Raw genomic sequence first — 20,821 nt, forward strand, 5'->3', positions numbered from 1 at the left:
GACAAACGCTCCTAGGCGGGGGATGGGCTGATCCTAGGAACGCAGATCATTGCTGGTCCAAACCAAATTACGTATTGTTTGATATGGAAATTGAATCAATCACGGCATGGATGGTGCGAAAGTGCTGCAAATCGCTGCTTTGCAACGATTTTTCGTAGCCGTCATCGCGGCGGATGCTCGCGTTCGTTGCAGCCGCCTGCGGCGCCTGTGCCGTATTCATCCCGGCCCCGCGCGTCGCGATGTTGCACGTGCAGCATCGAATTCGCCCCCACTCCCCACCCAAAGGGACTGCCACCATGTTCGACCTGCCCCAGTTGCGCTGCTTCGTCGCGGTGGCCGACGAACTGCACTTCCGTCGCGCGGCCGAGCGCCTGAACATGACCCAGCCGCCATTGAGCCGCCAGATCCAGCTGCTGGAGCACAGCGTGGGTACCGCATTGTTGGAGCGCAACAGCCGGCATGTGCGGCTCACCCAGGCAGGGCGCAGCCTGCTGGCAGAAGCGCGCGCGATCCTGCGCATGGCCGAGAACGCCGGCCTGCGCGCGCGCCGGATCGGTACCGGCGATGCCGGCAGCGTATCGGTGGGCTTCACCGCCGGCGCCAGCTACCGCTTCCTGCCCGAAGCCATCGCGCGCTGGCGCAGGCAGGCACCGGATGTGGACCTGCAGCTCAAGGAAATGGTCAGCCTGGCGCAGCTGGATGCGCTGGACGCGGGGCGGCTGGACATCGGCCTGCTACGCCCGCCGATCCAGCGCCCCAGCCTGCACAGTCGTTGCGTGGCGCGCGAGCCGTTGATCGCCGCGCTGCCCGAGGACTCGCCGCTGGCACAGCGGAGCAGCTTGTGCCTGCAGGACTTCGATGGGCAGCCGCTGGTCAACTACGCCCCGGACGAGGCGCGCTACTTCTACGACCTGCTGGCGCAGCTGTTCGGCAGCCGCGGCATCGCGCCACGCTCGGTGCAATACGTCAGCCAGATCCACTCGGTGCTGGCGCTGGTGCGCGGCGGCATGGGCATGGCGCTGGTACCCGAGGGGGCCAGCGGCCTGCGCTATGCCGGCATCGTGTACCTGCCGCTGCGCGATGAGGCGCCTGCCACGCCGGTGGAATTGCATCTGGTATGGAAGCAGGACAACGACAATCCGGCGCTGCGCCGATTGATTGTCTGAGCACGGCGAACCTGCGCCTGCGCGATTCAAGCAGGACTGCTCGCCGCAGTCACACAGCGACACCTGCTCCAAGAGCTTCGGCGTCGAGGTTGGCCGACACGCGCACGCCGGAGTGTCCTGAGGGCGGGTGCGGTGCATGCCATCCACGTCTAACGAACACCGCGCAGCGCCGTAACAGCGGGCATGACATGCCGAGCGCAGACATCGCATCGAACAACCGCCAGGCACACACAGTCCCCGCCGTGGCGGGCAAGCAGCGCTTCCGCCGCGGCGCCTGCAGTACAACTCACGATGCCAGCACTGCGCCGCATCAACCGTTTCACCCGCCCTGCAGGGCGCTACGCCGCAGAGAGAAAAGCGCAGCGCCTTCGCCGCGAACCGATCCGGGAGGCCGGCCCCCGGGCACGCCCCTGGACGCCTACTGCCGCCCCACGCTCTGCACCACATGCAGCCGCCGCAGCCGGCGCATCACCTCGGCCAGATGGCGGCGGTCGCGCACCTGGATGTTGAAGCGCAGCACCGCGGCGTTGAAGTCGCGGTCCAGGTAATCCACCCGCTCGATATTGGACTGGCTTTGCGCGATCGCCGCGGCCAGCTGGGCCAGCACGCCGGTGCGGTTTTCCACCTCGACGATCAGGGCGGTGTCGTAGTCGCCACTGACGCTGGAATCCCAGTCGATCGGCACCCAGCGCTCGGGCGACTTGCGCAGCTCGGCCAGGTTCGGGCAATCCAGGCGGTGCACCACGATGCCCTTGCCGGCGGTGTGGTAGCCCATGATTTCGTCGCCGGGAATCGGCTGGCAACAGTTGGCGAAGCTGATCACGCCACGCTCGCTGCCGTCGATCAGGATCTTTTCGTGCGAATGCTTGGAGTGGCCGCCACCGCGCAATTCGGCGTAGGCCATCAGCGCCTGCGCGGCCTGGGTCGGCATCCAGTTGCCCAGCGCCACATCGGCCAGCAGCGCTTCCAGGCGTGGATAGCGATGCTCGGTGAGGAAGGCATCCAGGCGCCCCTTGGGCAAGCGTTCCAGCGAGCTGTCCATCGCTTCCAGCGCGCGATCGAGCATGCGGTGGCCGAGCTGCACGGCATCTTCGTGTTCGAGTTGCTTGAGCTGGTGGCGGATCGCGGTACGCGCCTTGCTGCTGACCACGAACTCCAGCCACTGCGGCTTGGGCGTGGCCGAGCGCGCGGTGATGATCTCCACCGCCTGGCCGCTGACCAACTTGGTGCGCAGCGGCACCAGTTTCTTGTCCACCCGCGAGGCGACCGCGCGGTTGCCCACGTCGGTGTGCACCGCATAGGCGAAATCCAGCGCGGTGGAGTTGCGCGGCAACGCCAGGATCTTGCCCTTGGGCGTGAACAGGTAGACCTCGTCCGGGAACAGGTCGACCTTGACGTTGTCCAGGAACTCCAGCGACGAGCCTGCGGCGCGCTGCGAATCGATCAGCTCCACGATCCAGTCGTGCGCACGGCTCTGCGCGCTGTTGGGCGAGGCCGAGCCGACCTTGTAGGTCCAGTGCGCGGCCACGCCGCGTTCGGCGATCAGGTCCATCTCCTCGGTGCGGATCTGCACCTCGATCGGCGAGCCGTACGGGCCGAACAACACGGTGTGCAGCGACTGATAGCCATTGGCCTTGGGAATGGCGATGAAATCGCGGAAGCGCCCGTCCAGCGGCTTGAAGGTGGCATGCACCGCGCCCAGCGCGTGATAGCAGTCGGCCACCGAGCGCACCACCAGGCGGAAGCCGAACACATCCATCACCTGGTCGAAGGACTTGTTCTCTTCGTGCATCTTGGAATAGATGCTCCAGGGCGTCTTGATGCGGCTGACCAGGCGATGTTCCAGCCCTTCCTTGGCCAGCCGCTGCGACAGCTGCACCTCCACCTGCGCCATCGATTCGCGCCGCACCACCGGCTGGCTGCGGATATGTTTTTCGATGATGGCGTGACGCCACGGATACAGCGCGCGGAAGCCCAGGTTCTGCAGCTCGGACTTGATCAGGCTCATGCCCAGGCGCTGGGCGATCGGCGCGTAGATCTCCAGCGTTTCGCGCGCGATGCGGCCGCGCGCTTCGCTGCTCTGCGCGCCCAGGGTGCGCATGTTGTGCAGGCGGTCGGCCAGCTTGATCATGATCACGCGCAGGTCGCGCGACATCGCCAGCAGCATCTTGCGGAAGCTTTCCGCCGCCGCTTCCTGGCGGTCGCGGAACTTGAGCTTGTCCAGCTTGGTGACGCCATCGACCAGCTCGGCCACCGCCTCGCCGAATTCCGAGGCCAGCTCTTCGCGGGTCAGCGGGGTGTCTTCGATGGTGTCGTGCAGGATCGCGGCGATCAGCGATTCCATGTCCAGGCCGAGCTCGGCGAGCACGCCTGCCACCGCAACCGGATGGGTGATGTAGGGCTCGCCCGACTTGCGGGTCTGGCCGGCATGCGCGCTGGCGCCCACTTCCCAGGCACGGCGCAGGATCGGCAGCTGCTCCTTGGGAAGGTAGCTGGCCGCGCGTTCGAGGTGCAGGACGTAGTCGGGGATGGCCTGGTCGGAAGACGGAGACGTCACGACGGTCGCCTGGGCAGTGGGGCCTGGGTTCATGCCGGAAGACTATGCCAGCAACGCAGTCACGGCAAACGTTTGCACGCTGTACACAGCAACGCGGGCCTGAAACGGAAACAGCCCGCACGTGGCGGGCTGTTCAGATCGATCACAGCGATGCGGACGATCAATCGTCGTTCTTGGACATGTCTTCGTCGGCGACGACTTCGGCAGCGGCCCACTCCAGCGCTTCGCGCTCGGCACGCTCGCGCTCGGCCTTCTCGACCTCGTCGATCAGTGCGTTGTCGATCCGGCGTGCGGCGATTTCGCGCAGTGCCATCACGGTGGGCTTGTCGCTGGCGTCGGCATTTTCAATCAACGGCTGCACGCCGTTGGCGAGCTGACGGGCGCGCTTGGACGCCATCATGACCAGCTCGAAACGGTTGTTCACGACTTCCAGGCAATCTTCTACGGTAATGCGGGCCATGCGGGCTCCCGGCGACCAGCAACGGCCGCGCATCGAATGAGGGAAAGGGGGAGGAGTGTACGCCCCGGCCGCCGTCACGGCAACCTGGGCCTATTCAGTTTCCTTTGGAATCAGGGGTTTGAGCCGCTCAGTCCAGCAGGGCCCGGATCAGCTCCGCATGCCGCTGCTGTTGCGCCTGCCGGCGCAGCCGGCTGGCGGTGAAGATCGCACACATCTCCGAGACAGCCGTCTCGAACGTCTCGTTGATGATGACGTAATCGAATTCCTCGAAGTGCAGCATCTCTTCGCGGGCGGCAGCCAGGCGCTGCGCCATCACGTCCTCGCTGTCCTGGCCGCGCTTGCGCATGCGCTCGTCCAGCGCCTGGCGCGACGGCGGCAGGATGAACACGCTGACCGCGTCGGGCACCTTCTGGCGCACCTGGCGCGCGCCCTGCCAGTCGATCTCCAGCAGCACGTCGTGCCCGGCGGCCAGCTGGGGCTCCACCGATTGGCGCGCGGTGCCCTTCCAGTCGCCGTGCACCAGCGCATACTCGAAGAAGTCGCCCGCCTCGATCATGCCCTGGAACTCGTCGGCGGAGACGAAATGGTAGTGCTCGGCATGCCGCTCGCCCGGCCGCGGCGCGCGCGAGGTGAACGAGATCGACAAGGCGATCTTGGGATCACGCGCCAGGGTGGCGTTGACGATGCTGCTCTTGCCGGCGCCGGAAGGGGCCGCAACGATATAGAGAGTGCCGCGCATAGGGTCAGGGATTCGGGCTTGGGGAGTCGGGATTCGCAAACGGGCTGCGGACCGGTACCACCGGGGTCGATATGCTACCGGTATTGGCCGCGCCCCGCTGAAACCCGGGATGGCCCTCGACCAATCCCGAATCCCCAATCACCACTCCCGGCTATTCGATGTTCTGCACCTGCTCGCGGATCTGGTCGATCAGCACCTTCAGATCCACGGCGGCGTTGGAGGTGCGGCTGTCCACCGACTTGGAGCCGAGCGTATTGGCTTCGCGGTTGAATTCCTGCAGCAGGAAATCCAGGCGGCGGCCGACCGGCTCGCGCTGCCGGAGCACGCGGCGGATCTCGGCGATGTGGCTGGACAGGCGGTCGAGCTCTTCGTCCACGTCCAGCTTCTGCAGCCACAGCACCAGTTCCTGTTCGGCGCGGCCCGGGTCCACCGGATGCGGCAGATCGGCCAGGCGTGCGGCCAGCTTGGCGCGCTGACCTTCGCGGATGACGGGAATCAGCGTACGCACCTCGGCGGCGATGCGTTCGATCGCATCGACCCGCTCGCTGATCGCGTCGGCCAGCTTGCCGCCTTCGCGCTCGCGCGCGGCCACGAAACTGTCCACCACCTCGTCCAGCAATGCCAGGGCCTGGGCCTGCAACGCCGGTGCGTCCACGTCCTGCACCTGCAGCACCCCGGGCAGCTGCAGCAGATCGGTGAAGCCCACCTGCAGCTTGGGGAACATCCCGTCAAGGCGGGTGGCCAGGGCGCCCAGTTCCTGCAGCAGCGATTCGTTGACGGCCAGGGTCTGCGCGTTGTCCGGCGCGCGCAGGCGCAGCGCCAGATCCAGCTTGCCGCGGCTGTTCTTCGCCGCCACGCGCTCGCGCAGCAGCGGCTCCAGCGCACGCAGTTCTTCGGGCAGGCGCACGCCCACTTCCAGAAACCGATGGTTGACCGAGCGCAGCTCGCAACCGAGCGTGCCCCAGGGCGTGATGCGTTCGCCACCCGCAAACGCGGTCATGCTTCGAATCATCGTCAGTCCCGTACCTTCAAAGCGCGAATGGTACCCTAGCGGCCCGCGCTGGCTGACCGCCCCGCCACGCGCCGCCCCAGACCCACCTCCCGACTTCCGGACTCATCGCATGACCTTTTCCCGTCCCAGCGGCCGCACGGCCGACCAGCTGCGCCCGGTGCGCATCGAACGCGCCTTCACCCGTCACGCCGAAGGCTCGGTGCTGGTCAGCTTCGGCGACACCCGCGTGCTGTGCACCGCCAGCGTGGAAAACCGCGTGCCCGGGTTCCTGCGCGGCAAGGGCGAAGGCTGGGTGACCGCCGAATACGGCATGCTGCCGCGCTCCACCCATACCCGGTCCGATCGCGAAGCCGCGCGCGGCAAGCAGGGCGGGCGCACGCTGGAAATCCAGCGCCTGATCGGCCGCGCACTGCGCGCCTGCGTGGATCGCAATGCCCTGGGCGAACGCACCATCACCCTGGACTGCGACGTGCTGCAGGCCGATGGCGGCACCCGCACCGCCGCGATCACCGGCGCCTACGTGGCGCTGGCCGATGCGGTGAACCTGCTGCTCAAGCGCGGCGACATCAAGAAGCATCCGCTGATCGGCGCCGTGGCCGCGGTGTCGGTGGGCATCTATCGCGGCGAGCCGGTGCTGGATCTGGACTACCCCGAAGACAGCGACTGCGACACCGACATGAATGTGGTGATGAACGACGGCGGCGGCTTCATCGAGCTGCAGGGCACCGCCGAAGGCCACGCCTTCCGCCGCGACGAACTCAACGCGCTGCTCGCCCTCGCCGAACAAGGCATGAGCGAATTGTTCGCCCTGCAACGCGCTGCGCTGGCCGGATGAGCCGACGCATTGCCCTGACCACCTTGCTGGTCGCCGACTACGATGCGGCGATCGCCTGGTACACCGGCGCGCTGGGGTTCCAGGTGCTGCAGGACCGCCCGCTGGACGATGGCAAGCGCTGGGTGGTGATCGGCCCGGGCGGCGCACAGGAGGCCGCGCTGCTGCTCGCGCAGCCGGGCGACGACGCCCAGCGCGCGCGTATCGGCGACCAGACCGGTGGGCGGGTGGATCATTTTCTCTACACCGACGACTTCTGGCGCGACCACGCGGCAATGCAGGCGTTCGGCGTGCAATTCCTGGAAACCCCGCGCGAGGAACCGTACGGCACGGTCGTGGTGTTCCGCGACCTGTACGGTACCAAGTGGGACCTGCTGGAGCCCAAGCAATGAAACACCTGGTCCTGGCCAGCGGCAACGCCGGCAAGCTGGAAGAACTGCGCGCCATGCTCGCCGACCTGCCGCTGCGCATCGTGGCGCAAGGCGAGCTCGGTGTGGAGGACGTGCCGGAAACCGGCCTGACCTTCGTCGAGAACGCCTTGATCAAGGCGCGCCATGCCAGCGCGGTCACCGGCCTGCCCGCCCTGGCCGACGACTCCGGCCTGATCGTCGATGCCCTCGGCGGCGCACCCGGCCTGTACAGCGCGCGCTACGCCGGCAGCCCGACCGATGCACAGGCCAACAACGCCAAGTTGCTCGATGCCCTGCGTGAGGTGCCGGCCGAGCGCCGCAGCGCGCGGTTCTACGCGGTGATCGTGCTGCTGCGTCACCCGGAAGATCCGCAACCGCTGATCGCCGAAGGCAGCTGGGAAGGGGTAATCACTACCGAACCGCGCGGCACGGGCGGCTTCGGCTACAACCCGGTGTTTCTGGACCCGGTGCATGGCCTGACCGCTGCGGAAATGGATGCCGCGTTGAAGAACCGGCTGAGTCACCGTGCGGTGGCATTGGCCACGTTGCAGCACAAGCTGCACGCCCTGTCGCTGTGAACCATGGCCTGATGCAGTGCCCGACCTGATTCCACCGCCGCTGTCGCTGTACGTGCACCTGCCCTGGTGCGTGCGCAAGTGCCCGTACTGCGACTTCAATTCGCATGCGGCCAAGGGCGTGCTGCCATTCGAAGACTATGTGGATGCGTTGATCCGCGACCTGGATGCGGACCTGCCGCTGGTGTGGGGTCGCGTGGTGCATTCGGTGTTCTTCGGCGGCGGCACCCCGAGCCTGTTCCCGCCCGAGGCGATCGACCGCTTCCTGCAGGCCGCCGCCGCGCGGCTGCGCTTTGCGCCGAATCTGGAAATCACCCTGGAAACCAATCCAGGCACCGCCGAGCATGGCCGCTTCGATGGCTATCGCGCCGCCGGGGTGAACCGGCTGAGCTTCGGTGTGCAGACCTTCGACGATGTGGCGCTGCAGCGGCTCGGTCGCATCCACGACAGTGCCCAGGCCGAGCGTGCAATCACGCTGGCGCAGGATGCCGGCTACGACAATTTCAATATCGACCTGATGTACGCGCTGCCCGAGCAGACCCTGGCGCAGGCCGAGCACGATCTCGAGCGCGCGTTCGCGTTGCAGCCCACCCATCTGTCGCATTACCAGCTCACGCTGGAGCCGAACACGGTGTTCTTCGCGCGGCCGCCCAAGGGCATTCCCGACGACGATGCGGCCTGGGATATCCAGGAACATTGCCAGCGCCTGCTGGCCGAGGCCGGCTATGCGCAGTATGAGGTGAGCGCCTACGCCAGGCCCGGGCGGCAGTGCGCGCACAACCTCAATTACTGGCGCTTCGGCGATTATCTGGGCATCGGCGCCGGCGCGCACGGCAAGATCAGCTCCGGTGCCGAACAGCATGTGTTGCGACGCTGGAAGCACAAGCACCCGCAGAGTTACCTGGCCAGCGCCGGCAGCACGGCATCGATTGGCGGCGACGAGATCGTGCCGCGCGAGCGGCTGCCGTTCGAATACATGCTCAACCTGCTGCGCCTGCACGAGGGCTTCGCGCTGCGCGACTTCGAAGTCTCCACCGGCCTTGCCGCGTCGGTCATCGAGCTGCCGGTGGCGCGCGCGATTGCGCAAGGCTGGATGACCGCGCAGGACGGACGCGTGGTGCCGACCGAACTGGGCCGCCGCTTCACCAATGACGTGGTCGAGCTGTTCCTGGCCTAATCGCGGCGATCGCGGCGCGGCACAGCAGCCAGCACGCCGCGCCATGATCGGTAGCGCACGCGGCAGCACTGGCGCGCAGATCCAGCGAGTCGTGCCATGCGCGCCGTCCGCGTCAGAGTGGCGACCGGATCTTGCCAGGCACGTCTCGCAGCCGCGCGGTCGCTGACCGATGGGAAAACATGCTACATAACGCACGCCTCGCACCGAGCCCGCCTTCACGGATGTCCACTCCCGCCTTTTCCCTGCAGCACACGCCCAGCGGTCCGATCGCCGATGCGCCGGTTTCCGTGCGCGGGCGGCACCTGCTTGCCGCGCTGCACGCCCATTGCGTGCAGGCGCTCAGCGGGCCGCTGCGGCTGACCGTCGTGGAGCTGGAACGTGAGCTGCTGCATCAGGCCGAGCATGCACGCAGCAGCCAGATCCAGGCCGAAGCCTATGCACAGATGCGCGGCCTACGCGATCACATCGATCTGTTTCCGCAGGCGTTCCTGCAGCAGCTGGCGCAGGACCTGGCCACGCTGCGCGATCGCCCGTCGCTGACGCCGGCAGCCGACGCATCAGCGCAAGCGCATCCGCAGATGCTCACCCTGGTGGAAGACACCGATATCGACCGCGATATCGTGCTCAGCGAGATTGCCCGCCGCGAGACCTCCCGTCGCGCCGATGCGCTGCAATTGCTGGCGCAGCGATTGGCGGTGATCGGCGCGGTGCCCGAATTCGAACTGGAAGCCGTGCCGCTGGGCCCGTATGCCGTATGCCGCGTGCTGCGCCAGTGCGGCCAAACGCTGGGACTGAGCCTGGATGGGCAGCTGACGCTCTACCGCGTGTTCGAGCGTCAGGTGATCGAGCGTTTGAACGATCTGTACGAGCGTGCCAACGGCGCACTCGCGCAGGAAGGCATCCTGCCGGGACTGATCTATCACCCGTATCTGGTCAAACCCACCCAGGTGCAGACCCGGCGCGCCACGCCTGCATCAGCCACCGCAGCGATGGATGCTGCGGCCACCAGTGGGCGCGCGATGCTGCCGCGCAGCGGGCGACCTGCAACCGGCTGGAGCGGGCAATCCGCACCGACACCATGGCAGAGCGCCTTGCTGGATCCGCCCGCTGTTCCGATGACACTGGCAACGGCCACCTACGGTGAGCAGGCGACACCTGCACTGGGCGATGCAGTGCTGGCGCTGGGCGGCCTGATGGCGTCGGCGCGGCAGTCGCAGGCGGCCGGCGAGGTCGGCGCAGCGGCGACTCAAGACGCTGCACAGCACGGCACAGCGCCTGCGACAGGCGCGCAGGCAACACCTGAGAAAGCATCGTCCCAGCGTGCCTCCACGGCCGTGCCCAAAGCCGCCCTCAGCGACGCACTGGCCAGCCTGCAGGGCGCGCTGGCGGCGCAGGCGGCGGCATCGCCGCAGCCTGCCGGCATCGATGCGGTGCAGCGCCAGGTGCTGGCGTTGCTGCGGGCCCAACACGGCCCCGAGGCTGCGCTGTCGCCGCAGGACACCGACACCTTCGATCTGCTCGGCCTGCTCTACGCGCAGATGCAACGCGAGGTCCGCCCGCAGACCCCGGCGCAGGCCCTGCTCGCCAAATTGCAGGTCCCGGTGGTGCGCGCGGCGTTGGCCGATACGCATTTCTTCGTGCGCGACCAGCACCCGGTGCGCGAATTGCTCAACACCGTGGCCGAGTCCGGCGCGGTCTGGCTGGGCGAGGACGATGTCGACCCGCAGCTGCTGCACAAGCTGGACAGTGCGGTGGACAGGATCGTCACCGACTATCAGGGCGACGAGGCCGTGTTCGCCGCGGCCAACGACGAGATCCAGACGCATCTGCGCACGCTGGCCCGCAAGGCCGAGGTCGCCGAGCGGCGCCATGTGGATGCGGCGCGCGGCAAGGAGCGGCTGGAGTCGGCCAAGCAGCAGGCCGAGGCGCGCATCGAGCAACTGTGCGAGCAGAGCGCCCCGCCGCGCTTCGTGCAGGCGCTGCTGCGTCAGGCCTGGTCGGACGTGCTGACGCTGACGCTGCTGCGCCAGGGCGAGCAGTCGCCCGAATGGGACGAGCGTCAGGCGCTGACCACGCGCATTGCCGAAGTCACCTGCCGCAGCAAGGGGCAACCCGCCGACATCGCGCTCGGCACCGAGATCGACACCGCGCTGCTGCAGGTTGGCTACCACCACGATGAAGCGGCGGCGATCGCGCGGCGCCTGTCCACGCCCGGTGGCGAGGACGAGATGACCTCGCGCACCGAACTCACCGCCAGGCTCAAGACGCGCACGCGGCTGGGTGACCAGGGCGACAGCGCGCCGCGCAGGGATATCGCCACCGCGCGTTCGCCAGCCGAGGAGGCGTGCTACGTGCAGCTGCGCAGCCTGCCGTTCGGCAGCTGGTTCGAATTCGTCATCAACCAGCAGGGCGACCTGCGCCGGCAACGGCTGTCCTGGTATAGCCCGATGACCGACAACGCGTTGTTCGTCAATCAGCGCGGACAGAAGGTCGGCGAGCACTCGCTTGATGGCCTGTCGCGGCTGATGGCTGGTGGCCAGGCACGCCTGCTGGTCGAAGAGAAATCGCGCCTGATCGACCGCGCCTGGCATGCCACCGTGCGCACGCTGCGCAGCCTGGCCGGCCAGTCGCCCGCTGCCGAGGCCACCCGATGATCCAGGACACCCGCCGCGCACCGCGCCGCCAGCCGTCGGACCTGGTACCGGTGACCGACATGCTCAGCGAGGCGCAGATCGGCCGGGTGGGCAATGTCTCGGAAACCGGCATGCTGCTGCTGGCCTCGGTTCCGCTGCAGGACGATGCCCTGTATCAGTTGCGCTTCAGCCTGCCCGAGCGCATCGGCCGCGCCACCGAGATCGACGTCGGCGTGCATCTGTTGTGGACCGAAGCCGCGCACGCACCCGGACAGGCCTGGGCCGGCTTCCGCTTCCTGACCATGTCCGAGCCGCATCGCCAACGCCTGCGCGCCTGGATCGCCGAAGAACACATGCTGGGCTGAAGGACAGCATCACCACGATTACGGCAAAATCGCGCCCTGTCTTTGCATTGCCGATCGAGTCCCGCATGCCCCAGCCGTCCTTGAGCCACCTGTATTCCGACCACCTGCGCACGCTGACCGCGCGCGCCGACGAGGCGCTGCAACGCGGCGGCTTCGACCACCTGGTCGTGCCCAGCGGCAGCCTGCATTACCAGGTGTTCGACGACCGCGATTACCCGTACGCGGTCAATCCGCAGTTCAAGGCCTGGGTGCCGCTGACGCGGGTGCCCGACAGCTGGCTGATCTACACCCCGGGCAAGCGCCCGACGCTGATCTTTTGCCAGCCATTGGACTATTGGCATGTGGTGCCCGACGCCCCCAGTGGCTGGTGGGTCGAACACTGCGACATCCACATCATCCGCACCCCGGACCAGGCAGTGGCGCTGCTGCCCAGGCAGATCGAACGTTGCGCCATCCTGGGCGAGGCGCAGAGCGCGCTCGGTGCCTATGTGCCGAACAATCCGCAGCCGGTACTCGATTACCTGGAGTATCAGCGCGCCTTCAAGACGCCCTACGAACTGGCGTTGCTGCGCATCGCCCAGCAACTGGCGGTACGCGGCCATCGTGCGGCCGAAGCGGCCTTCCGCGCCGGCCAAAGCGAATTCGGCATCCACATGGCCTATTGTGCCGCCGTCGGCCAGGACGCCACCGAGCTGCCGTACGGCAACATCATCGCGCTCAACGAACACGGTGCAGTGCTGCACTACACCGAGCTCGGCCAGCAGCCGCCGCAGCCGCTGCGCAGCTTCCTGATCGATGCCGGCGCGTCGGCCTACGGCTATGCCAGCGACATCACCCGCACCTATGCCGCCGACCCCGGCAGCGAATTCCAGGCGCTGATCGATGCGGTCGATGCCGCGCAGATCCGTATGGGCCAGAACGTGCGCGCCGGGGTGGATTACAAGCAACTGCATGTGGATGCGCACCTGGCTTTGATGGGCATCCTCAAGGACTTCGGCATCCTCACCGTGTCGCCGGAAGCTGCGCTCGCCACCGGCGTCAGCGCCGCGTTCTTCCCGCACGGCCTGGGCCATCTGATCGGCCTGCAGGTGCACGACGTGGCTGGTTTTGCGGCCAGTGACCGCGGCGGGCGCATCGAACGCCCGGACGGCCACCCGTATCTGCGCCTGACCCGCGTGCTGGAACCGGGCATGGTGGTCACCATCGAACCGGGCGTGTACTTCATCGACATGTTGCTGGACGAAGTGAAGAAAAACGGCCACGCCGCCAGCATCGACTGGGCGCGCGTTGCGCAGTTCACACCCTACGGCGGCATCCGCATCGAAGACGAGGTGGTATGCACCGATGGCGCCGCTGAAAACCTGACCCGCCCGGTGTTTGCCGCCCCCTGAGTCATTTTGCACAGCACGGAGCATTGCCATGCACGATCCACGTCAACCCTCGCATCCCGACCACCCGATGTACCAGCAGATCCAGCGCGGCGTGCATGCAATCGATGCGGCACATGGACGCGCACCCGACCAGACCAGTGACCGGCTCAGCGCAGCGCTGCTGCCACTGGCCAAGGAAGGCGGCCTGTCGCGCGTGGACCACGTGCTGATGAGCGAGGCCAACCATCGCGGCGTGCACGGCGGCGAAAACGTCTTCGTGGTGCAGGGCGATCCGGCCAACCCGGCGCATCTGCGCGCGCATATGAAGACCGAGCAGGCATTGCGCACGCCGGAAGAGCAGTCGTTCGCGCGCGCGCAGCAGCTTTCCGCATCGAGCGAGCAGGTCCAGCAGCCCGAGCGCACCCAGACACCGCAGCTCAGTCAATAGCACGGCCTCGCAACAGACGGCCCGGCGCGGCATGCCTGTGCGGCGCCGGGCAGAGCGTGTCTTGAGTAACAACGCCGGCGCAATCGCACGCGCCGGGCAATCGGAACACCATCTGCAGCGCGCGCGTTGCATTGCAGCGCAATGCAACGATCCGCGTCAGGTCCGCTCACCGTCGGCGTTGCCGCGCTCTGCACCCAACGCGTCGCGATCTGCTATCTCCGCTTCGATCTCCTCGGCGCTGCGCGCCAAGGCATCGGTCAGCACCCGATGGCCGTCGGCGGTGATCAGCACATTGTCTTCGGTGCGGATGCCGATGCCGCGCCACCTGGCCTCCACCGTGGTGTCGTCGGCGGAGATATAGAGCCCCGGCTCGATGGTGAACACCATGCCGGGCTCGAGCAGACGCGAGTCGCCAGCCAGCCGGTAGTCACCCACATCGTGCACATCCAGCCCCAGCCAGTGGCCGGTCTTGTGGCGATAGAAGCGTTTGTAATGGCCATCGGCGATGTTGCGCTCCAGCTTGCCCTTGAGCAGGCCCAGCTGCAGCAGCCCTTCGGTCAGGGTCTGCACCGCGGCCAGATGCCCGGCTTCGTAGGCCACGCCGGGGCGCGCCTGTGCAAGTGCGGCAGCCTGCGCCGCGCCGACCAGATCATGCAGCGCGCGTTGCGCGGGGGTGAAACGGCCGTTGACCGGGAAGGTGCGGGTGATATCGGCCGCGTAGCCGCGGTATTCGGCACCGGCATCGATCAGCACCAGCTCGCCATCGCGGCTGCGCGCATTGTTGGCGCGGTAATGCAGCACGCAGGCATTGCTGCCGGTGCCGACGATGCTGCCATACGCCGGCCATGCATCGGCGGCGCGAAACGCGCGCTCCACCTCGGCCTGCAGTTCGTACTCATGCATGCCCGGCCGCGCCATCCGCATGGCGGCGCGATGGGCGCGCACGCTGATGTCGGCAGCGTGTTGCATCAACGCGATCTCGTCGCGCGATTTGAACAGCCGCTGCTCGTGCAGCAGATGCCCGAGCTCGAGGAATTCGTGCGGCGGCTGCGCGCCGTGGCGCACCTGCTCGCGCACGCGCTTGAGCCAGCCGATCAGCTTGAGATCGAAATCCACGTCGCGCCCGAAGTGGTAATAGACGCGGCTGCGCCCCTCCAGCAGGCCCGGCAGGATCTCGTCGACATCGTCGATGGGATACGCATCGTCCATGCCGTAGCGCTCCACCGCGCCTTCCTGGCCCTCGCGCGGGCCATCCCAGGCTTCGCGCTCGGCATCACGCTCGCGGCAGAACAGGATCGCCTCGCCATGCTTGCGGCCCGGCACCAGCACCAGCACCGCCTCCGGCTCGGGAAAGCCGCTCAGGTACCAGAAATCCGAATCCTGCCGGTACGGGTAGTGGGTGTCGTGGCTGCGCACCCGCTCGGGTGCGGCCGGCAGGATCAGGATGGCCTGATCGCCGGCCATCTGCATCAGTTGCTTGCGCCGACGCGCGTACTCGGCCGCGCCGATCCCGGTGAGCTTCTTCATGGCGCAGACGCGGTCAGTTCAACCGTTGGCGGAAGCGCGGCCCCATCACGCAGTCGCCATGCAGCAGCAGCACCGCCACGCGCACGAACTCTTCGATCTCGGCCAGGGCGGTGTCGTCCTCATCGGCGGCATCGAAATCGTCGCTGGACGCCTGCGCCAGCCGCGCCAGGTCCTGCAGCGCCTCCTCGCCCTCTTCGGTCAGTGCCGGGCGCTGCTGCGCCGCCAGGCCGAAGCCGCCCAGAAAGGCGCGACACCAGTCGAACAAGGCATCGGTGCGCGCCGCCAGCGGTGCACCGTCGTCGATCAACAGCAGCTCGAAGGCGAAATCGCGGTCTTCCAGCTGCGCCACCGTGGCCTGACGCATCTGGTCCAGCGCCCCTCCCTGCCTGGGCGCCACCTGCGCGGTGTCGGCCAGGATGCGCGCCAGCCAGTCGCCGCTGTCGGCACCCCCGCCGGAAAGCCACCCGCACAATCCACCATGCAACTCCGCTGCGGAGGAAGCCAGCTCCAGCTGGCGACTTTCGTTTTGCACGGCGGTTACATCGGGCAGATCCATCGGGTCATCCAGGCTGAGAACGGAAGGTACCGGCACGGGCGCCGGCGATGTGACTCCACAGTGTATCAAGGCACCCTGCATCGGCCGCCAGCGGTACGTTCCATGCAGCGTTCCACGCACATGACGCCGGCTGGGGCGAGGCCCGTGGCAGCCCTTGTCGGGATTGGCCCGACGGCAGGTGAGCGGGCGGCAACCGGGCGCTTGACCGGCGCGCGCGCGCGCCCCTATCGTGAGCAGATGGACAACGCCGCTGCCCTCGCCCAGATCCGCGCACTTGCCGCCCGTGTGGAGGCCCTGGTCGAGCGTAGCCAGCGGTTGACTGACGAGAACCGCAGCCTGCGCCATCAGCAGGAACAGCTGATCGGCGAGCGCGCGCAGCTGCTGACCAAGAACGAGCAGGCGCGCTCGCGCGTGGAAGCGATGATCGTCCGCCTGAAATCCCTGGAGCAGCACACGTGAGCACCAACGAGCCGGTCAGCGTGCGCATCCTGGATCGTGAATACACGGTTGGCGTCACTGCCGAGGAACGCGAGAGCCTCACCGCCGCGGCGCGCCTGCTGGATCTGCGCATGCGCGAGATTCGCGGCAGCAATCGCATGGCGGCGGTAGATCGCGTGGCGGTGTTGGCCGCACTCAATCTGGCGCACGAATTGCAACAGCTGCGCGAGCAGCAAGCGCTCTACGACCGTGAATTGGCCAATACGCTGGACAGCTTGAATCGTCGCCTGGACAGCGTCTCCGACACACCGCGTTGAGGTGCGGTTCGCACTGTCGTCGCAAATATGAACTTTCAATTGCGCCGGCCGACGAATGGGCTAGCCATCGCGCAGCAGAGGTCTATACTTCACCTGCGTTCTCTGCTGTAAACGACAGCGTGCAAAACATTCGCCTTGTCCCTTAATTACGACCACGGGGGCGCGACGAAGCCGGGAGTGCAAGTCCGCCTTGTAGCGGGAAGCCCGATGGCCTCACAACGTCCCCACTTGAACCCCGGGTTCAAGGTCGTTTCGCCCGCATCGTTCACGGCGGAGAATGCAAATCTGAAACGGCGCCTTCGGGCGCCGTTTCTTTTTGTGTGCCTGAAACATCCGGCATGTGCACGCAGCGTGGCCACGCCACTGCGGCGATCACTGCGCCCGGACATGATGCGCGCATGCGCGACGCGCAACCCAGCCACCGCTTCACGCGCATGCGCTCAGCGACAGGCCAGAGCCGTGCAGGAGCTGGAAATCCGTCGACACACACGCACTAGGCAGGCGCATCCACGCCATCGACAATACCGGCCCGCCTATCGCTGCGAGACACCATGACCGACGACCGAGACGCCTTGCGCCAGCAGTTGCGCGCGCTGCGCCGCAGCCTGCCGGCGACGCAGCGACTGGCAGCCGCCGATGCGCTGGCCGAGCGCCTGCTGGCGCTGCCGTTTGCGCCGCAGACCGGTGCGGTGGCCGGGTACTGGGCGATGGATGGCGAAATCGCGCTGCACCGTTGGCAACTGAGTCTGCCGGCCGGCGTGCGTTACTGCCTGCCTGTGCTGGACGGGCGCGTGTTGCGCTTTGCGCCGTGGCGGCCGGGCCAGGGCCTGGTCAGCAATCGCTACGGCATCCCCGAGCCGGACGTGGAACGCGCCGACCTGCTGGCAGCCGAGGAGATGGCGCTGGTGGTCACGCCGCTGACCGGTTTCGATGCGCAGTGCCGGCGGCTGGGCATGGGGGGCGGCTGGTATGATCGCAGCTTCGCGTTCCGGCATCGCCAGACGCCGCCGCCCTGGCTGGTCGGCGCCGGCTTCGCCGCGCAGCAGTTGCCCACCTTGCCCACCGAATCCTGGGACGTGGCAGTGGATGCGATCTGCACCGAACACGCCACCTTCCTGAAGGACGACGCCGTTTCCGTATGACTGCCCGCAAGCGCTACTGGTTGATGAAGTCCGAGCCGGACACGTTTTCCATCGATGATCTGGAGCGTGTCGGCACCGAGCCGTGGAACGGCGTGCGCAATTACCAGGCACGCAACTTCATGCGCGACGGCATGCATGTCGGCGACGGAGTGTTCTTCTACCACTCCAACTGCAAGGTGCCGGGCATCGTGGGCATCGCCAAGGTCGCCAGCGACGCGTATCCGGACAACACCCAGTTCGATCCCAAGTCCGACTACCACGACCCCAAGGCCACGCGCGAAGATCCGCGCTGGATGCTGGTGGACGTGGCCTTCGAACGCAAACTCAAGCGCACGATCGCACTGGACGAGATCAAGCAGCAGGCCGATGCGCTGGGTGAAGGCTTCCCGCTGATCGCCCGCGGCAACCGCCTGTCGATCCTGCCGGTGACCGCCGCGCAGTGGAAATTGCTGCTGGCGATGGAATAGCCGGGATTGGGGATTGGGGATTGGCCCATTGCCCGCCCGCGTTGCACCGCTTTGACGAATCCCGAATCCCCAATCACTAATCCCGAGCTCTTACCCATGTCCGAAGCAAAACGCCTGGCCGCCGAAAAAGCGATCGATTACGTGGAAGACGGCATGATCGTCGGCGTCGGTACCGGCTCGACGGTGGCCTACTTCATCGATGCCCTGGGCCGCATCAGCCATCGCATCAAGGGCGCGGTGTCCAGCTCCGAGCAGAGCAGCGCGCAACTCCGGCGCCATGGCATCGAGGTGCTGGACCTCAACCACACCGGCAATCTGTCGCTGTATGTGGATGGCGCCGACGAGTGCGACCCGAACCGCTGCCTGATCAAGGGCGGCGGCGCTGCGTTGACGCGCGAGAAGATCATCGCCGAGGCCAGCGAACGCTTCATCTGCATCGTCGACCCGAGCAAGCAGGTGCCGGTGCTGGGCAAGTTCCCGCTGCCGGTGGAAGTGATTCCGATGGCACGCAGCCTGGTGGCCCGGCAGATCCTGGCGCTCACCGGCGGCCAGCCGGTATGGCGCGATGGCGTGGTCACCGATAACGGCAACGTGGTGCTGGACGTGCACAACCTGCAGATCACCGACCCGGTGGCGCTGGAGCGCAGCGTGAACCAGATCCCCGGCGTGGTCTGCGTGGGCCTGTTCGCGCGGCGCCCGGCCGATGTGGTGATCGTCGGCGGCGAGCCGCCGCGGGTGATCTGAGCGATCGCACACGGGCACGCGCACACGCATTTCCGGCCCGCATTGCGAAGTAATGGCGAGCGGGCCCTGATTGCACGCAATGATCCGCTCAACACGCCACAGCCGCTTGACGCACGCGGCCGCTTGGCAGATGGTGCGGCATCCCCGCCCGCTGGTATGCCGTATGCGCCGTCTTCGCCTCCTCGCCCTTGCGTCCTTGATCCTGCTCGGCGGCTGCGCCAGCAGCGGCGGCAGCTGGGTGGAATTGGCCGGTACCCGCTACCAGGTGGAGCTGGCGCAGAACGATGCCGATCGCGCCAAGGGCCTGATGTTTCGCGATGCGATGGCGGACGATCACGGCATGCTGTTCGTCCACGACCGCCAGGAACCGCTGGCGTACTGGATGAAGAACACCAAGATCGCGCTGGACATCCTGTATTTCGACAATGAGCGCCGGCTGGTCTCGCAGCAGCGCGACGTGCCCCCCTGCTCGGCCGGCGATGCCTGCCCGCCCTACCCCAGCAAGCGCCCGGCACGTTACGTGCTGGAACTCAACGCCGGCCAGGCCGCCAGGATCAACCTGCAGGACGGCGCCACATTGACCCTGAGCCCGGACATCCCAAAGCTCAAGTAAATCTCACACCGCAGGCCCTTGCTGTCAGGAAGTACCGGACTTGAACCACGCGCCAGTTGCCGACACTCTTGGCAGCATGGTCGACATGCTCCCACTTCCCCATTGGACCGCACTCGCCAGCCTGGACGACGACGCCGTGCCGTTGATGTCCACCGCGCTGCTGATCGCGCGCGACGAGTATCCGCAGCTGGACGCCGAGCTGTACGACACGCTGGTGCAAAGCCACGTCGAGCATCTGCGCCGCGAGGTGGAGGCGATCGACCTGTGGCCGCTGAAGATGGCCGCGGTCAATCGTTATCTGTTCGACGAGCTGGGCTATTCGGGCAATCACGACGAGTACTACGACCCGCGCAACAGCTACCTCAACCAGGTCTTCGAGCGCCGCCTGGGCAACCCGATCTCGCTGGCGATGGTGCAGATCGAAGTCGCGCGCCGGCTGGGCATTCCGCTGGCGGGCGTGTCGTTTCCCGGGCATTTCCTGGTGCGTTTGCCGGTGGACGACGGCGTGCTGGTCATGGACCCGTTCAACGGCGGCCGCCCGCTGGGCGTGGACGAGCTGCGCGAGCGTGCGCGCCCACATCTGGGGGGCGAGATTCCCGACGACCGCGCCCTGGCGCAGATCCTCGACCCCGCGCCGCACCGCGCGATCCTGATCCGTATCCTGCGCAATCTGCACGGCGTCTACGCCGATGCCGAGCACTGGGACCGCGCCGCGCGCAGCGCCGACCGCATCCTGAAGCTGGTGCCGGACCAGCCCGAGGCGTTACGCGATCGCGGCATGGCCTATCTGCATCTGGGCCACCGCAACGGCGCACGCCACGATCTGTCGCGCTACCTGCAGCTCAATCCCGGCGCGCAGGATGCGACCAATCTGCATGAGCACCTGGTCGAGCTGAGCAGTCAGCGCGCGCGCGCGCACTGAAACCACAGCTTGCCGCGTCGTCATCAGCGCCCGCCCGAATGGAGGCAGGCGATGTTGTGGCGCGCAAAACGCACCAATCCAGCTGAACGGGCAGCGCCTCAGTCGATCTCGACCATCTCGAAATCGTCCTTGGTCACGCCGCAATCGGGGCAGGTCCAGGTGTCGGGAACGTCCTGCCAGGCGGTGCCCGGGGCGATGCCTTCTTCGGGGATGCCGTCGGCCTCGTGGTAGAGAAACCCGCAGACGACGCACATCCAGGTGCGGTAGGTGGTCGTGGATGTCTCGCTCATCGGATAATCGCGGTCACGCAACGGTGGGACTGCATTGTCCCATCCCACCCACCGCTTCCGG

24 protein-coding genes and 1 other RNA gene are annotated in these 20,821 nt (G+C 67.1%); 17 read left to right on the plus strand and 8 right to left on the minus strand.

What is annotated here, in order from left to right:
• Positions 1-67: 67 nt before the first annotated feature.
• Positions 68-220, minus strand: a complete 153-nt coding sequence (locus tag H7A86_RS16055) for a hypothetical protein (RefSeq protein ID WP_164741107.1) — start codon at positions 218-220, stop codon at positions 68-70.
• A 76-nt stretch (positions 221-296) separates the two neighbouring features.
• Between H7A86_RS16055 and H7A86_RS16060 the strand changes: the two genes are divergently transcribed.
• Entirely contained in the window at positions 297-1,166 is an 870-nt protein-coding gene (locus H7A86_RS16060) for a LysR family transcriptional regulator (RefSeq protein ID WP_119131013.1), read from the plus strand.
• A gap of 418 nt (positions 1,167-1,584) precedes the next feature.
• Here H7A86_RS16060 and H7A86_RS16065 read toward each other — a convergent pair whose 3' ends face one another.
• The 4 genes from H7A86_RS16065 to H7A86_RS16080 all read right to left on the minus strand — a co-directional run bounded on the left by H7A86_RS16065 (position 1,585) and on the right by H7A86_RS16080 (position 5,934).
• Positions 1,585-3,756 (minus strand): RelA/SpoT family protein, encoded by a 2,172-nt coding sequence (locus H7A86_RS16065; RefSeq protein ID WP_104584756.1) that lies wholly within the window; start codon positions 3,754-3,756, stop codon positions 1,585-1,587.
• 127 nt (positions 3,757-3,883) lie between these two features.
• A complete protein-coding gene (gene rpoZ, locus H7A86_RS16070) occupies positions 3,884-4,183 on the minus strand; it encodes a DNA-directed RNA polymerase subunit omega (protein ID WP_002812428.1) in 300 nt (99 codons plus the stop codon).
• A 127-nt stretch (positions 4,184-4,310) separates the two neighbouring features.
• Positions 4,311-4,922 carry a guanylate kinase gene (gmk, locus tag H7A86_RS16075; RefSeq protein ID WP_104584754.1) on the minus strand — a complete coding sequence of 204 codons (612 nt, stop codon included), beginning with the start codon at positions 4,920-4,922 and terminating at the stop codon, positions 4,311-4,313.
• 151 nt (positions 4,923-5,073) lie between these two features.
• Positions 5,074-5,934 carry a YicC/YloC family endoribonuclease gene (locus H7A86_RS16080; protein ID WP_024938120.1) on the minus strand — a complete coding sequence of 287 codons (861 nt, stop codon included), beginning with the start codon at positions 5,932-5,934 and terminating at the stop codon, positions 5,074-5,076.
• A 109-nt stretch (positions 5,935-6,043) separates the two neighbouring features.
• Between H7A86_RS16080 and rph the strand changes: the two genes are divergently transcribed.
• The 8 genes from rph (at position 6,044) to H7A86_RS16120 (ending at position 13,744) form a co-directional block, all read left to right on the plus strand.
• Positions 6,044-6,769, plus strand: coding sequence for a ribonuclease PH (gene rph, locus H7A86_RS16085; protein WP_024938119.1), 726 nt, complete (start codon positions 6,044-6,046; stop codon positions 6,767-6,769).
• Positions 6,766-7,158: a VOC family protein gene (locus H7A86_RS16090; RefSeq protein WP_119131012.1), complete on the plus strand. Its 393-nt coding sequence runs from the start codon at positions 6,766-6,768 to the stop codon at positions 7,156-7,158. Before rph ends, H7A86_RS16090 begins: the two co-directional genes overlap by 4 nt.
• A complete protein-coding gene (gene rdgB / locus H7A86_RS16095) occupies positions 7,155-7,754 on the plus strand; it encodes an RdgB/HAM1 family non-canonical purine NTP pyrophosphatase (RefSeq protein WP_180707918.1) in 600 nt (199 codons plus the stop codon). The genes H7A86_RS16090 and rdgB overlap by 4 nt, the downstream gene beginning before the upstream one ends.
• Positions 7,755-7,770: 16 nt before the next feature.
• Positions 7,771-8,928: a radical SAM family heme chaperone HemW gene (gene hemW, locus H7A86_RS16100; protein WP_119131010.1), complete on the plus strand. Its 1,158-nt coding sequence runs from the start codon at positions 7,771-7,773 to the stop codon at positions 8,926-8,928.
• A 221-nt stretch (positions 8,929-9,149) separates the two neighbouring features.
• Positions 9,150-11,582, plus strand: a complete 2,433-nt coding sequence (locus tag H7A86_RS16105; protein WP_119131009.1) for a DUF1631 domain-containing protein — start codon at positions 9,150-9,152, stop codon at positions 11,580-11,582.
• Positions 11,579-11,926 (plus strand): PilZ domain-containing protein, encoded by a 348-nt coding sequence (locus H7A86_RS16110; RefSeq protein WP_104584744.1) that lies wholly within the window; start codon positions 11,579-11,581, stop codon positions 11,924-11,926. Before H7A86_RS16105 ends, H7A86_RS16110 begins: the two co-directional genes overlap by 4 nt.
• Before the next feature lie 65 nt (positions 11,927-11,991).
• Positions 11,992-13,317, plus strand: a complete 1,326-nt coding sequence (pepQ, locus tag H7A86_RS16115) for a Xaa-Pro dipeptidase (protein ID WP_119131008.1) — start codon at positions 11,992-11,994, stop codon at positions 13,315-13,317.
• A gap of 28 nt (positions 13,318-13,345) precedes the next feature.
• Positions 13,346-13,744: an XVIPCD domain-containing protein gene (locus H7A86_RS16120; RefSeq protein WP_115677336.1), complete on the plus strand. Its 399-nt coding sequence runs from the start codon at positions 13,346-13,348 to the stop codon at positions 13,742-13,744.
• A gap of 156 nt (positions 13,745-13,900) precedes the next feature.
• On the opposite strand, the gene H7A86_RS16125 is transcribed toward H7A86_RS16120, so the two are convergent.
• Entirely contained in the window at positions 13,901-15,271 is a 1,371-nt protein-coding gene (locus tag H7A86_RS16125; RefSeq protein WP_119131007.1) for an aminopeptidase P N-terminal domain-containing protein, read from the minus strand.
• A 13-nt stretch (positions 15,272-15,284) separates the two neighbouring features.
• Positions 15,285-15,827 (minus strand): YecA/YgfB family protein, encoded by a 543-nt coding sequence (locus H7A86_RS16130; RefSeq protein ID WP_024938111.1) that lies wholly within the window; start codon positions 15,825-15,827, stop codon positions 15,285-15,287.
• A 237-nt stretch (positions 15,828-16,064) separates the two neighbouring features.
• Between H7A86_RS16130 and H7A86_RS16135 the strand changes: the two genes are divergently transcribed.
• The 8 genes from H7A86_RS16135 to H7A86_RS16170 all read left to right on the plus strand — a co-directional run bounded on the left by H7A86_RS16135 (position 16,065) and on the right by H7A86_RS16170 (position 20,470).
• Positions 16,065-16,286, plus strand: coding sequence for a TIGR02449 family protein (locus H7A86_RS16135; protein WP_024938110.1), 222 nt, complete (start codon positions 16,065-16,067; stop codon positions 16,284-16,286).
• The gene (locus H7A86_RS16140; protein ID WP_104584736.1) at positions 16,283-16,582 is read left to right on the plus strand and encodes a cell division protein ZapA; all 300 of its coding nucleotides are present in this window, start codon (positions 16,283-16,285) and stop codon (positions 16,580-16,582) included. Before H7A86_RS16135 ends, H7A86_RS16140 begins: the two co-directional genes overlap by 4 nt.
• A gap of 96 nt (positions 16,583-16,678) precedes the next feature.
• Positions 16,679-16,863: non-coding RNA, 6S RNA (ssrS, locus tag H7A86_RS16145), on the plus strand.
• A gap of 270 nt (positions 16,864-17,133) precedes the next feature.
• Positions 17,134-17,724, plus strand: a complete 591-nt coding sequence (locus tag H7A86_RS16150; RefSeq protein WP_104648849.1) for a 5-formyltetrahydrofolate cyclo-ligase — start codon at positions 17,134-17,136, stop codon at positions 17,722-17,724.
• On the plus strand, positions 17,721-18,191 hold the full coding sequence (locus tag H7A86_RS16155) for an EVE domain-containing protein (protein WP_180707919.1): 471 nt from the start codon (positions 17,721-17,723) through the stop codon (positions 18,189-18,191). Before H7A86_RS16150 ends, H7A86_RS16155 begins: the two co-directional genes overlap by 4 nt.
• A 96-nt stretch (positions 18,192-18,287) precedes the next feature.
• Positions 18,288-18,935, plus strand: coding sequence for a ribose-5-phosphate isomerase RpiA (gene rpiA / locus H7A86_RS16160; protein WP_104648848.1), 648 nt, complete (start codon positions 18,288-18,290; stop codon positions 18,933-18,935).
• Positions 18,936-19,098: 163 nt separating this feature from the next.
• Positions 19,099-19,548 (plus strand): DUF192 domain-containing protein, encoded by a 450-nt coding sequence (locus H7A86_RS16165; RefSeq protein WP_104584730.1) that lies wholly within the window; start codon positions 19,099-19,101, stop codon positions 19,546-19,548.
• Positions 19,549-19,588: 40 nt separating this feature from the next.
• On the plus strand, positions 19,589-20,470 hold the full coding sequence (locus H7A86_RS16170) for a SirB1 family protein (protein ID WP_104584728.1): 882 nt from the start codon (positions 19,589-19,591) through the stop codon (positions 20,468-20,470).
• Positions 20,471-20,568: 98 nt separating this feature from the next.
• Here the strand turns inward: H7A86_RS16170 and H7A86_RS16175 are convergent, their stop codons facing one another.
• Positions 20,569-20,808, minus strand: a complete 240-nt coding sequence (locus H7A86_RS16175) for a rubredoxin (protein WP_047124717.1) — start codon at positions 20,806-20,808, stop codon at positions 20,569-20,571.
• Positions 20,809-20,821 lie beyond the last annotated feature (13 nt).

It is taken from the genome of Xanthomonas euroxanthea (genome assembly GCF_903989455.1).
Classification (GTDB): domain Bacteria; phylum Pseudomonadota; class Gammaproteobacteria; order Xanthomonadales; family Xanthomonadaceae; genus Xanthomonas; species Xanthomonas euroxanthea.

Coding starts and splice junctions, on each gene's coding strand:
- pepQ (WP_119131008.1), top strand. CDS start 11,992: ATGCCCCAGCCGTCCTTGAGCCACCTGTATTCCGACCACCTGCGCACG.
- H7A86_RS16105 (WP_119131009.1), top strand. CDS start 9,150: ATGTCCACTCCCGCCTTTTCCCTGCAGCACACGCCCAGCGGTCCGATC.
- rdgB (WP_180707918.1), top strand. CDS start 7,155: ATGAAACACCTGGTCCTGGCCAGCGGCAACGCCGGCAAGCTGGAAGAA.
- H7A86_RS16055 (WP_164741107.1), bottom strand. CDS start 220: ATGAATACGGCACAGGCGCCGCAGGCGGCTGCAACGAACGCGAGCATC.
- rpoZ (WP_002812428.1), bottom strand. CDS start 4,183: ATGGCCCGCATTACCGTAGAAGATTGCCTGGAAGTCGTGAACAACCGT.
- H7A86_RS16155 (WP_180707919.1), top strand. CDS start 17,721: ATGACTGCCCGCAAGCGCTACTGGTTGATGAAGTCCGAGCCGGACACG.
- H7A86_RS16165 (WP_104584730.1), top strand. CDS start 19,099: ATGCGCCGTCTTCGCCTCCTCGCCCTTGCGTCCTTGATCCTGCTCGGC.
- H7A86_RS16060 (WP_119131013.1), top strand. CDS start 297: ATGTTCGACCTGCCCCAGTTGCGCTGCTTCGTCGCGGTGGCCGACGAA.
- gmk (WP_104584754.1), bottom strand. CDS start 4,922: ATGCGCGGCACTCTCTATATCGTTGCGGCCCCTTCCGGCGCCGGCAAG.
- H7A86_RS16150 (WP_104648849.1), top strand. CDS start 17,134: ATGACCGACGACCGAGACGCCTTGCGCCAGCAGTTGCGCGCGCTGCGC.
- H7A86_RS16065 (WP_104584756.1), bottom strand. CDS start 3,756: ATGAACCCAGGCCCCACTGCCCAGGCGACCGTCGTGACGTCTCCGTCT.
- H7A86_RS16110 (WP_104584744.1), top strand. CDS start 11,579: ATGATCCAGGACACCCGCCGCGCACCGCGCCGCCAGCCGTCGGACCTG.
- rpiA (WP_104648848.1), top strand. CDS start 18,288: ATGTCCGAAGCAAAACGCCTGGCCGCCGAAAAAGCGATCGATTACGTG.
- H7A86_RS16080 (WP_024938120.1), bottom strand. CDS start 5,934: ATGATTCGAAGCATGACCGCGTTTGCGGGTGGCGAACGCATCACGCCC.
- H7A86_RS16090 (WP_119131012.1), top strand. CDS start 6,766: ATGAGCCGACGCATTGCCCTGACCACCTTGCTGGTCGCCGACTACGAT.
- H7A86_RS16135 (WP_024938110.1), top strand. CDS start 16,065: ATGGACAACGCCGCTGCCCTCGCCCAGATCCGCGCACTTGCCGCCCGT.
- H7A86_RS16125 (WP_119131007.1), bottom strand. CDS start 15,271: ATGAAGAAGCTCACCGGGATCGGCGCGGCCGAGTACGCGCGTCGGCGC.
- H7A86_RS16130 (WP_024938111.1), bottom strand. CDS start 15,827: ATGGATCTGCCCGATGTAACCGCCGTGCAAAACGAAAGTCGCCAGCTG.
- rph (WP_024938119.1), top strand. CDS start 6,044: ATGACCTTTTCCCGTCCCAGCGGCCGCACGGCCGACCAGCTGCGCCCG.
- H7A86_RS16120 (WP_115677336.1), top strand. CDS start 13,346: ATGCACGATCCACGTCAACCCTCGCATCCCGACCACCCGATGTACCAG.